Source organism: Vibrio splendidus 12E03, assembly GCF_000272105.2.
GTDB classification, from domain to species: Bacteria; Pseudomonadota; Gammaproteobacteria; order Enterobacterales; family Vibrionaceae; genus Vibrio; species Vibrio splendidus_I.
Window position 1 is genome coordinate 52,472 of the sequence record NZ_AJZD02000071.1, and the last position, 12,055, is coordinate 64,526.

Here is a 12,055-nt window from a genome sequence, read left to right on the forward strand (position 1 = left end):
AGACAGAGAATTAGGAAAGAATTTAGTATGACAACTCAAACTACAATCAATAACGAAAAGCTATCTCCGTGGCCTTGGCAGATCGAAGAGAACACAACGCGTTTCGATAACACAGCAATGTCGACAATCTTGAAAGATTTAAGCCTTGCTTGTTACGTAGTGAACCACCCAGAAAAAGGCCTAGGCGTAAGCCAACAAGCTGAGATTGCATCAGGCGATTCAGCAAGCTCTGCGAACAGCCAACCTGTTAGCGCATTTGCTCCCGCTCTTGGTACACAAAGCCTAGGCGACGAAGACTTTCGTCGCTGCCACGGCGTAAAATACGCTTACTACGCAGGAGCAATGGCAAACGGCATTTCATCTGAAGAGTTAGTGATTGCGCTTGGTCAGGCTGGCATTCTTTGTTCATTTGGCGCGGCGGGTTTAATCCCGTCTCGTGTTGAGCAAGCGATTAACCGCATTCAAGCTGCACTGCCAAACGGTCCTTACGCGTTTAACCTGATTCACAGCCCAAGCGAACCCGCACTAGAGCGCGGCAGTGTTGAGCTGTTTTTGAAACATAAAGTAAAAACGGTTGAGGCTTCTGCCTTCTTAGGTCTAACACCGCAAATCGTTCACTATCGTGCCGCTGGCCTTAGCCGCGATGCACAAGGTGAGATTCAGATTGGCAACAAGGTTATTGCTAAGGTAAGCCGTACTGAAATCGCAAGTAAGTTCATGCAGCCAGCTCCAGCTAAAATGCTGCAAGCCTTGGTTGATGAAGGCCGAATCACAACAGAACAGATGGAGCTGGCACAGCTTGTTCCTATGGCTGATGACATTACAGCAGAGGCCGATTCAGGTGGTCACACCGATAATCGTCCACTGGTTACCTTACTACCAACGATTATGGCACTAAAAGAACAGATCCAAGCTCAGTACCAATTCAAAACTCCGCTACGTGTCGGTTGTGGTGGTGGCGTAGGTACGCCTGACGCTGCTCTAGCGACGTTTAACATGGGCGCAGCTTACATTGTTACCGGTTCAATCAACCAAGCATGTGTCGAGGCTGGCGCGAGCGAACACACACGTAAGCTGCTTTCGACAACTGAAATGGCTGACGTGACTATGGCTCCAGCGGCAGACATGTTCGAAATGGGCGTGAAGCTGCAAGTGGTTAAGCGCGGTACTTTGTTCCCAATGCGTGCAAACAAGCTTTACGAAATCTACACGCGTTATGACTCGATTGAAGCGATTCCAGTTGAAGAACGTCAAAAACTTGAGAAACAAGTATTCCGTTCAACATTGGATGACATCTGGGCAGGGACTGTTGCGCACTTCAACGAGCGAGACCCTAAACAGATCGAACGTGCTGAAGGCAATCCGAAGCGTAAAATGGCGTTGATTTTCCGTTGGTACTTGGGGCTTTCTAGCCGCTGGTCAAACACAGGCGAACAAGGTCGTGAAATGGATTACCAAGTATGGGCCGGCCCTGCACTTGGCGCATTCAACGCGTGGGCAAAAGACAGCTACCTAGATGATTACCAACAGCGTAATGCGGTCGACCTTGCTAAGCACCTGATGCACGGTGCGGCTTACTTAGCACGTGTTAACCTGTTGACTTCGCAAGGTATCAAACTTGACCCAGAACTAGCACGTTGGAAGCCAACTCAAAGAATGGCGTAAATGACCGAAATGGGCTGGTTGACGAGTAACTAATTACTCAGCGACACGAAACAAAAAAGCGACCTTATCGGGTCGCTTTTCTTTTGGTTGTTCTTTTCAGGTTCGCTGCAAAATTAAGACTTCTGCATACGCTTTTTCAAGCGCGCTAAATCAATTGCACTTGAGCGTACAGTAAGCTTGATGCACTCGTAGTCGTACTCTTCTTTTACCACACTCATGTTTGAGCGAATCTCACCGATGATGCCTTGGCCAGAATAAGGAATCGTGATCTCTTCTTCGATCATGCCTTCTTCAGCAACACCAACGATGTACTTGTGCAGTTTCGTAATATCTAGCGGATCACGAGTCGACGTTAGCATCGCATCTGGGAATTCTTCGATCAGCTCTAATTGCTGTTCTTCAGTCAATCTATCACACTTATTCAGCACTAATAGTTTTTCGCTGCCTTCAACACCCACCTGTGCCAATACGTCGTGTACCACATCAAGTTGTGCGCGGAATGAAACGTCAGAAGCATCAACCACATAAAGCAGCAACGAAGCATCGTGCGCTTCTGCGAGTGTTGAGTGGAATGAAGCAACCAGATCGTGTGGCAATTTCTTGATGAAACCCACCGTATCTGACACTAGGATACGCGGCTGAGTGATCGGCTGAAGAGCACGAACCGTGGTGTCTAGAGTGGCAAACAGCTTATCTTCACCGCTCACTTCGGTTGCAGTCATCGCGCGCATCATCGAAGATTTACCGGCATTGGTGTAGCCAACTAAAGCAACAGTGAAAAGCTCCGAACGCTGTGTGCGTCGGTTTTTCATTTCGTCTTGTACACTAACCAGCTCACGCTTAAGCGCAGCAATTTGATCACGAACCTTACGGCGGTCTAGCTCTAGTGAAGTTTCACCAGCACCCTGACCCATTTGACGTTCTTTATCACCATCGGCCGTTTCACGCAGTCGAGGCACTAGGTAGTTTAGGCGAGCGATTTCAACTTGCAGACGTGCGGTACGAGTACGAGCATGACGGCTAAAGATCTCGATGATGATACCAGTACGGTCAAACACCTCGACACCCAAGTGCGCTTCTACATTACGCAGTTGCGATGGGCTCAAATCACAGTCAAATACCACAACGTCAGCAGTACCAAATTCCACGTCTTCAGATGGAAGATCATCAAAATCTAATTCATCGATACCAGCGCGAAAATCAAAAGATTCATCGATAAAATCTTCATCTTCGGCTTCTTCAATCGAACCTTGGTAACCGGTTAGGTGTGCAATTTCTGCAAGCTTACCTGCGCCCAACACGTTTTGTCGTTGTGTTGAACTGTGGTGTTGTGATTGGGTACCGACCACTTTAAACCCTAGGGTTGTTACTAAGCGAGCAAGTTCGGCAAGAGACTCTTTTGCTTCGTCACCTTTGAAGTCCGGTGTCGTAATAGAAATAAGTAAAGCGTTACTAGCTGAGGGTTTTGCTGTTAGTTTCATGTATTCTTCTGTTTATGCACTAATGTGCAACCTAGTATTTGGTCTAAAGTAGCGCGATCCTACGCTGTTCTCGGTCAGCTTTATAGAGCTAACGGAGGCTAATTAGCGATATTATTGCAGTTAATCCATTTATCTCGTTTATCCCTCTGTTTTCGTGAGGAAATAAAACAGGCTAAAACAACAAAAAGACAGCATCACGTTACTTATTATAAGTAGTGATACTGCCTTTGTTTAAGCTTAGACTCTCATTGAGCTACTGTCTCAAAAACTAGAAATCAATTCTCGCTTCCGTCTGAGCATCAAAGAATACTGCTTTGGATAGGTCAAAATGCAGTGGTGCCATTTGACCAACCGATACCTCAAATTCCGGTGACAAGCGACACGCGACTTCTTGATCGTTCACTTTGACCATTGCGATGGTATCGGGCCCTGTCGGTTCCAATACCTCCAGCTGCAAGTCTAGCTTGGTTGAGGCAGAGACATCATCACTTTCTTGTTCGGTAATGTGTTCTGGACGCAACCCAATCACCAACTCTTTGCCATCTTGGTCGCGCATACTTTGTGGCAAACGAATGTGGTGTTCTTGATCTGCGGTACCGACCACTTTAATTATCGGATTTTGTTCCTCATCCAAGTCCACCATAGTTTTAATGAAGTTCATTGATGGTGAACCCATAAAGCCCGCCACAAACATGTTGTTGGGCTTGGTGTAGATCTCTTGTGGCGTACCGAGTTGCTGCAGTTCACCATCTTTCATCACCGCAATCCGGTCAGCCAAGGTCATCGCCTCGATTTGGTCATGGGTCACGTAGACAATGGTGGTGTTCAGCTTTTGGTGCAGTCGTTTAATCTGATGACGCATTTCAACACGCAGCTTGGCATCCAAGTTAGAAAGCGGCTCATCGAACAGATACAGCTTAGGACGACGTGCCAAAGCGCGCCCCATCGCGACACGTTGACGCTGACCACCAGATAGCTGTGATGGTTTACGATCAAGCAGTTGCTCAATTTGCAGCATTTCAGCGACGCGATTCACTTCTGCATCGATTTCGTCTTGTGGCATCTTGCGGATCTTCAAGCCGAAGGCGATATTGCCGCGTACCGTCATGTTTGGGTAAAGTGCGTACGACTGGAATACCATCGCGATGTCGCGGTCTTTGGGTTCAACCTGGGCCACGTCAACACCGTCAATCACGATTTCACCCGAGCTAATATTTTCTAGCCCAGCGATGGTATTCATTAGGGTGGATTTTCCACACCCCGAAGGGCCGACAAGTATCAAAAATTCCCCCGAATCAATACTGATGTCGATGCCCTTTAACGTTTCGTTGTCCGCGTTGCGATAGGTTTTACGGATCTGTTTTAAATCTAATGTTGCCATGGGTAATTATCCTTTTACTGATCCTGCCGTTAGGCCACGAACAAAATATTTTCCTGCGAAGACATACACCAACAGCGTTGGCAGTGCGGCGATGATCGCGGCAGCCATATCGACGTTATATTCTTTGACGCCAGTACTGGTGTTGACTAGGTTGTTTAATGCCACGGTGATCGGCTGAGTTTCTGAGCCGGAATAGACTACTCCGAACAAGAAGTCATTCCAAATCGCGGTGAATTGCCAGATCACCGTCACCATGATGATTGGCGTTGATATCGGTAATAAAATCTTGAAGAAGATGATAAAGAAACCTGCACCATCGAGTTTTGCCGCCTTGATCAGTTCATCAGGAATCGAGATGTAGAAGTTACGGAAAAACAGAGTGGTAAACGCCATGCCGTAGATAACGTGCACAATCACCAAACCGATAGTTGTGTTCGCTAGCCCCATCTTGCCGAGCATGGTTGCCATTGGTAACAACACCACTTGGAATGGGATGAAGCAACCAAACAACAGCAAGCTGAAGAACAGATTCGAGCCTCGGAATTGCCATTTCGTCACTACATAACCATTGAATGCACCCAACAATGTTGAAATCGCAACCGCAGGAATCACCATTTGGAACGAGTTCCAGAAGTAGCCTTTGATACCTTCACATTTCACGCCCGTACAGGCGGTATCCCACGCTTTATACCAAGCATCGAAAACCCACTCTTTCGGCAAGCTCATTAAGTTACCCGCCTTGATGTCAGGCAGAGTTTTGAATGACGTCAGCGCCATCACGAACAATGGCATTAAATACACTAAGCAGAAGAAAAGCAGTGCTGAATAAATAAAGATTCGAGCAAAATTGATGTTATTCATCATGACTTTTTCTCCCTAAGTTCAGAGTAAAGGTAAGGCACGAGAATCGCTAAGATACCGGCAAGCATCATCATGGCACTGGCAGCACCAAGGCCGATTTGACCACGAGTAAAGGAGTGTGCGTACATAAATAGCGCAGGAAGATCCGATGAATAACCCGGGCCACCTGCTGTCATTGCCGTCACAAGGTCGAAGCTCTTAATCGCAATGTGTGACGTGATGATCACCGCGCTGAAAACCACAGGGCGCAAGCAAGGCAGAATGATTTTGAGATAGATAGTGGGTAAGCTTGCCCCATCGATTTGCGCAGCTTTAATGATCGAAGAATCGATACCACGCAAACCCGCTAAGAACATCGCCATCACGAAGCCCGATGATTGCCAAAGTGCTGCGATAACCAAGGTATATACCGACATTTCGGAGTCGACTAGCCAATCAAATTTGAAGTCAGTAAATCCCCAGTCTTGCATCAACTTTTCAATGCCAAGACCTGGGTTAAGGATCCACTTCCACGCCGTACCTGTCACGATGAATGACAGCGCCATTGGGTAGAGATAGATAGTGCGAATCGCCCCTTCTTGACGGATATTCTGGTCAAGCAATACCGCTAAACAGACACCAAGCAAGATAGCAATCGCCATAAATAGAAAACCAAACACACCGAGATTGGTGATTGAGGTGATCCAGCGATCGTTATCCATCAGCTTTTCATATTGGGTTAAACCAACGAAGTTGAAGCTCGGTAGAAATCGAGAGTTAGTGAACGACAACGCTGCCGTCCAAAAAATGTAGCCGTAGATACACACCACGGTCACTAACGCGGTCGGCGCTAGCACAATCTTAGGTAACCAATGTTGCAACCTGTCAGCAAAACTCGGTTTCGGTGCAGGCTGGCTCCTTGTGGGTTTTGGAGTCGACTCAGTCAAAACATGCTCCATAACTTATCCTTGTTGCACAATCGAGCCAATGGCTTGCCTTTCGGCACCACATCAGCATCACGCATATCAGAATTGGGAGTGAAGAGTAGATAGGCTCCCTACGAGCCTACCCACCCTGGGGGTTTGTAAAGCAACACAACCCGTCACTCACGTGCGTTGTATGTTGCTTATCAAGTTAGATTAGATAGCGGCTTTCACTGCTTTAGCTAACTTGGCAGCAGCTTGTTTAGGATCGGCATCTTTCTCGTTGAAGAAGTTGGTCACCACGTCATAGATAGCGCCTTGAGCGTAGCTTGTTGTCGCTAGGCCGTGAGCCATACTCGGAACAAGATCGCCCGATTCAGCACTCGCTTTAAAGGTAGCCATTGAATCCAACGCACATTGGTCGAATTTAGACATGTCCATATCTAGACGTACAGGGATAGAACCTTTGTTAAGGTTGAAGACTTCTTGGAAATCCTTGGTAAGAATGGTTTTCGCTAGGTCTTGCTGCGCTTTTTGGTTCTCTTTGTCACTTAACTCAAAGAACGCAAAGCTATCGATGTTGAAGGTAAATTGGCCGTCAGTACCTGGAGCTGGTGCACAGATGTAATCTTTACCCGGCACTTTGCCTGCCGCAGTAAATTCACCTTTCGCCCAGTCACCCATGATTTGCATCGCGGCTTCGCCATTGATAACCATTGAAGTTGCGACGTTCCAATCACGGCCTGGAGAGTTACTGTCGATGTAATCACGCATCTTTTTGAACTTGGTGAATACTTCCACCATTTTGTCACCAGACAACACGTCCATATCCAGGTCAACGAACGCTTTGTTGTAGTCTTCACTGCCTAGCACATCAAGTGCCACCGCTTCGAATACCGTCGCGTCTTGCCAAGGTTGACCACCGTGAGCCAGTGGAATGAAGCCAGCCGCTTTAATCTTGTCTGCGGCAACAAAGAACTCATCTAACGTAGTTGGAACCGTCACGCCTGATTTTTCTAAAACAACAGGGTTCGCCCAAAGCCAGTTAACACGGTGAACGTTGACAGGAACTGCGACATATTCGCCATCCCACTTCATCACTTTAGTGACCACTTCTGGCAGTAGCTCATCCCATTTTTCTTGTTTCGCAGTTGCATCGAGAGACGTTAGAAAACCTAAACCACCCCACTCTTGAATATCATGACCTTTGATCTGCGCCGCAGATGGAGGATTGCCCGACACTGCTCGAGTTTTCAAAACAGTCATCGCACTTTCACCGCCGCCACCAGCAACAGCGAAATCTTTCCAAGTATGGCCTTGTTCTTCAATCATCTCTTTCAGTACAGCTGCGGATTTCGCTTCGCCACCGGCAGTCCACCAGTGAAGCACTTCCACTTCACCAGCTTGAGAAAATGTTGAGGCAGCAAGAAGAGATAGAGTAAGTAGGGTTTTATTGATTTTCATTATTATCTTCCATGTTTTAGCGGACTCGACGTCCGGTTCAATACAGAGTCTACTTATTCTGATTTGTAAGATTGAAACAAAAGGTAAGCTCAATGTAACACAATTGTTACATTAAACTTCTAGGCCGCGTGGAACATAGACTTTAGCTTCTAAGCCGCCTTGAGGGGAGTTACGAATAATGAGATCTCCGCCGTGTCCGTGTAGGATGTTTCGACAGATTCCAAGCCCTAAACCGTGTCCTTGGTCGTCAGTGGCGAGCCTGAAGTAAGGTTCAAACACCAACTCTAACTTGTCTTCAGGAATACCTTTTCCGTGATCTTGAATAGTCACGATAACCCACACCGAGTCACTGTTAATATCGACTTCAGCTGATGTCCCATATTTCACAGCGTTGTCGATAAGATTGGTCAGCACACGTTTAATGGCTAATGGTTTGGCGACTAACGGGTCAACCACAATGGGCTCAAACTCAACCAAGGTTTGATGTTGGTTGTGCAGTTCAATCACGGAGAGCATCATCTCATTGAGGTCGATAATGGCGTTGTTTTCATGAAGGTCGGTATCTCTTACCGCTTGTAAAGCACCTTTAACCATCATCTCAAGCTCATCGAGATCTTTGTTGAATTTGTCTTTCTTTACTTCACTCTCCAACAACTCTGCACGTAATCTAAGCCGCGTTATTGGTGTCTTTAAGTCATGGGAGATTGCCGAGAAAAGGTGCTCTCGGTCGGCAACATAGCGACGAATCCGTTGCTGCATGCGATTAAAGGCTCGGGTCGCCGTCACCAGTTCCGTTGCTCCCTCTTCGTTTAGCGGAGGCTGCTGAATATCCATACTCATCTCATTGGCGGCTCTCGCTAGCTTTTTAAGAGGTCGCACTTGGCGACGAATCATCAAGTAAGTCAAAACCAAAAGAATGAGTGTCGAGGAAACTAAGAAGATCACCTGTTCACGACCAAGAATAGTGTCATCCAGTTTTACGTATGGCGCAGGCAACAACGCGGCGATATACACCCATTCGTGACTGGCTAGTTCTATCTGAACAACCAGAATAGGAGGGTTAAGAGGTTCTAAAGTTAAAGTATGATGTGCCCACGATCGCGGGAGATCGCTCAAGTAAATGTCATTTTTAAGCAAACGAAGATGTTCAGGGCGAGAGAAATCAACACGAACTGATTCCACTTTATTGAGCTTGCTACTCAAAACACTTTCTATCGCTTCAATCGAGGCGGTTTTTAAGCGGGTATCGGGTATCGGTTCAACGATCAAAGCCTCTTTATTAAAAGAAACGAAGAAGCGCGTACCGCCCATATTGCGGATCTGATCTAATACGATATGACGATATTTAACGGGCAGAGACTGGAAGAAGGTTACCGTTGAGGCAAACATGTTCGCCATGCTCGAAGAGGCAGAACGAATCCCCTCTAATTCTTTGTGTTTGGATTCGCTATACCAAATAGACGTTGCGATCCCCTGAGCTATCACCACGGCTAACAAGGTCAGCAACAAGGTTCTTGCTACCAAGGAGTTTGGCTTTAACCGGCTCAACCAGTTCATACGAGATACTTCATACGGAATACTTCATTGGAAATACTTTATTAGATTACTTGATTAACAGTAGGTCATGCTTAGTGCTCATACTGAACAGGCACAGCAAGAATGTAGCCATTGCCACGCATGGTTTTGATGTAATGAGGGTATTTACCACTGTCGCCCAGTCGACTTCTCAGGCGACTAAGCTGCACATCAATGCCTCGCTCAAAAGGCAGCGATTCTCGGCCTCTGGTTGCGAAAGAGATAGTATCTCGGTCGAGAACTTCGTTAGGACGAGTTAAGAACAGCATTAATAAAGAAAAGTCACTGCCCGACAAGTCCATCTCTTCTGCGTTTTCATTATGGGAGATCCGATGCGCTAGGGTATCAAGCGTCCAATCACCAAAAATAATCTGCTTTGGTAGTGCATCACTCGGCTTGTCATCCACCACTTGAACACGTCTTAATAACGCTTTGATTCGAGCCATTAACTGACGAGGGCTAAAAGGCTTGGCGATGTAGTCATCGGCACCAATTTCTAAGCCGATGATCTGGTCGGTTTCATCCGAGACTGCAGTCAGCATGATGATAGGCACATTCGATTGCTTACGTACTCGTTGGCACAAGGTAAAACCATCATCACCGGGTAGCATCACATCAAGCAGAATCAGATCGGGATAACCTTGGTTTTGCAGGTGGGTCTCTAGTTCAACACCGTCTCCCACAGAAGACACATCGAAACCAGATTTTGTTAGGTACTCTTCCAGCAGCTCGCGGATTTCTTGATCATCATCCACCACGAGAATTCGAGTATTTGTTGGCATCGCCCAAACCTATTAAATTTACAACTTATTCACATAGTGTATAGGCTGGCCGATTATTTGATTATTGACATGTTTGTAAAGTTAGAAGAACGAACAGATAAAGATCACATCTTAGTGACCTCTACCTGTACTTAGCGACTCAAAGAATCATCGAAGGTTAAGAGGAACAGCTGATTTCCATCGCTTTACCCCACTCAGGAGGCAACGCAGCAAGGTGTTCGTAGTCAGGGTGTTCTGCGTATGGGTCAGCCAGTACCACCATTAATGCTTCAATATCACTGCTATCACCGCGTTCCGCTTTATCTATCGCAAGCTGAGCTAGGTAGTTTCTAAGGATGTATTTAGGGTTTACTTGTCTCATCTTTTCGCAGCGCTCTGCCACTGAGCTCTCTTCCAGTTCACAGCGTTGTAAGTAGTTATCTAGCCACAGTTTTGCTGCATCTCGGTCGAGAACCAAATCAATCACTTTTTGCGCAGGCAAAGTGTCTAGGTTCGACAACGTTCGAAAAAACCTTGGGTAGTCGACTTTGCTTTGTGACATCAGCTCGAACATAGATTCGAACAAACGACTGTCGCCTTCTTGTTTCGAAAGCAGCCCCAATTTACGACGCATCATCTGACTGAAATAACCGTTCATTTGCGGTTCGTACTGCTCTAAAGCGGCCTCTAAGTCGGCCTTATCCACCAGCGGAGAAAGTGAGTGAGCCAGTGCAGATAGATTCCATAATCCAATTCTAGGCTGTTGATTAAAGGCATAACGACCTTGGTAATCCGAATGGTTACAGATCAAACGAGGGTCATATTCATCAAGAAACGCGAACGGACCATAATCGAAAGTTTGCCCAATGATCGACATGTTATCGGTGTTCATCACACCATGAGCAAAACCATTGGCTTGCCACAACGCGACCATTTCCGCAGTGCGATCGACAATCTCATTAAACATGGCAGCGTAGGGCTTCTCTTCATCGAGGCATTCTGGGAAGTGCCATTCAATCACTTTATCAGCCAGTAATTTATGTTCTGCCAACTGATTGGTATAAAACAGATGTTCAAAGTGACCAAATCGAATGTGAGATTCTGCAGCACGCACCAATAATGCGCCCCACTCTTGTTTCTCACGATAAACTGGCGTGTCACTGGTCATCATGGCTAATGCACGTGTGGTTGGGATATTGAGCCCTGCCATCGCTTCGCTACATAAGTACTCACGAACCGTTGATCGAATAACAGCGCGTCCATCACCCATACGAGAATAAGGCGTTTTACCTGCACCTTTGAGGTGTAAATCGAACGTTTCACCACTTTTAGCGACAACTTGAGCTAATAACAGCCCTCTTCCATCACCTAAATCCGGGTTATAAGAACCAAACTGGTGGCCTGCGTATTTCATTGCTACAGGCGAAAACTGCTCAGGTTCAACATTGCCAGATAACGTTTCAAGCAATTCCTCGGAAGCATCATCAAATGACGGAAAGCCGAGTTCATCCGCAAGCTTATGGTTCCATGCGAGCCATTGAACATTATTTAGCGGTGTAGGTTGAATTGGGGTATAGAACAGTCGAGGTAATGCAGTAAATCGATTGTTAAATGAAATAGAATCCCAGACAGACATGAGAGATACACTGTAGATAAAAGATAACTTAAGATTATCACAGTTTCGTAACAACTTCAGAAGTGCAATGATGCTTGTTTATAGAGATAAGGTGACAAACCAGTCCACTGAAAGAAGGTCGTGACTTAAGGCAAGAAGTGACAACGAGAAAGTGGCAACTAGGAGAAGCTTGCTAGAAGAAGATGACTAAGAAAAAATTAAGTGGCTAGCCTGATGAGAAAAGCCACATTTATAAGAGAAAGAGTTCTGACTTTGAAGACTTTTTAACAAGTGATTTCATAATAAAAACTAAAAATATAGAGCCATGAAGCTGACTACATTAGAGCAAG

General features: G+C 46.2%; 9 protein-coding genes. 1 reads left to right on the forward strand and 8 read right to left on the reverse strand.

The genetic code is table 11. From position 1 onward, the window contains the following. The first annotated feature begins 27 nt into the window (after positions 1-27). A complete protein-coding gene (gene pfaD / locus A142_RS06720; protein WP_019824806.1) occupies positions 28-1,665 on the forward strand; it encodes an eicosapentaenoate synthase subunit PfaD in 1,638 nt (545 codons plus the stop codon). 113 nt (positions 1,666-1,778) lie between these two features. Here pfaD and hflX read toward each other — a convergent pair whose 3' ends face one another. The 8 genes from hflX to A142_RS06760 form a co-directional block, all read right to left on the reverse strand. Then, on the reverse strand, positions 1,779-3,146 hold the full coding sequence (gene hflX / locus A142_RS06725; protein WP_017060632.1) for a GTPase HflX: 1,368 nt from the start codon (positions 3,144-3,146) through the stop codon (positions 1,779-1,781). 268 nt (positions 3,147-3,414) lie between these two features. Next, positions 3,415-4,527: an ABC transporter ATP-binding protein gene (locus A142_RS06730; protein WP_019824809.1), complete on the reverse strand. Its 1,113-nt coding sequence runs from the start codon at positions 4,525-4,527 to the stop codon at positions 3,415-3,417. A gap of 6 nt (positions 4,528-4,533) precedes the next feature. Continuing rightward, a complete protein-coding gene (locus A142_RS06735; protein WP_019824811.1) occupies positions 4,534-5,391 on the reverse strand; it encodes a carbohydrate ABC transporter permease in 858 nt (285 codons plus the stop codon). Next, on the reverse strand, positions 5,388-6,326 hold the full coding sequence (locus tag A142_RS06740) for a carbohydrate ABC transporter permease (RefSeq protein WP_019824812.1): 939 nt from the start codon (positions 6,324-6,326) through the stop codon (positions 5,388-5,390). Before A142_RS06740 ends, A142_RS06735 begins: the two co-directional genes overlap by 4 nt. A gap of 180 nt (positions 6,327-6,506) precedes the next feature. Then, positions 6,507-7,754: an ABC transporter substrate-binding protein gene (locus A142_RS06745; protein ID WP_019824814.1), complete on the reverse strand. Its 1,248-nt coding sequence runs from the start codon at positions 7,752-7,754 to the stop codon at positions 6,507-6,509. 111 nt (positions 7,755-7,865) lie between these two features. Next, complete coding sequence (locus A142_RS06750; RefSeq protein ID WP_019824816.1) at positions 7,866-9,311, reverse strand: ATP-binding protein; 1,446 nt, start codon at positions 9,309-9,311, stop codon at positions 7,866-7,868. Between the two features lie 71 nt (positions 9,312-9,382). After that, positions 9,383-10,111, reverse strand: coding sequence for a response regulator (locus tag A142_RS06755; protein ID WP_019824818.1), 729 nt, complete (start codon positions 10,109-10,111; stop codon positions 9,383-9,385). Positions 10,112-10,268: 157 nt separating this feature from the next. After that, complete coding sequence (locus A142_RS06760; protein WP_019824820.1) at positions 10,269-11,726, reverse strand: protein adenylyltransferase SelO; 1,458 nt, start codon at positions 11,724-11,726, stop codon at positions 10,269-10,271. Positions 11,727-12,055: the final 329 nt, after the last annotated feature.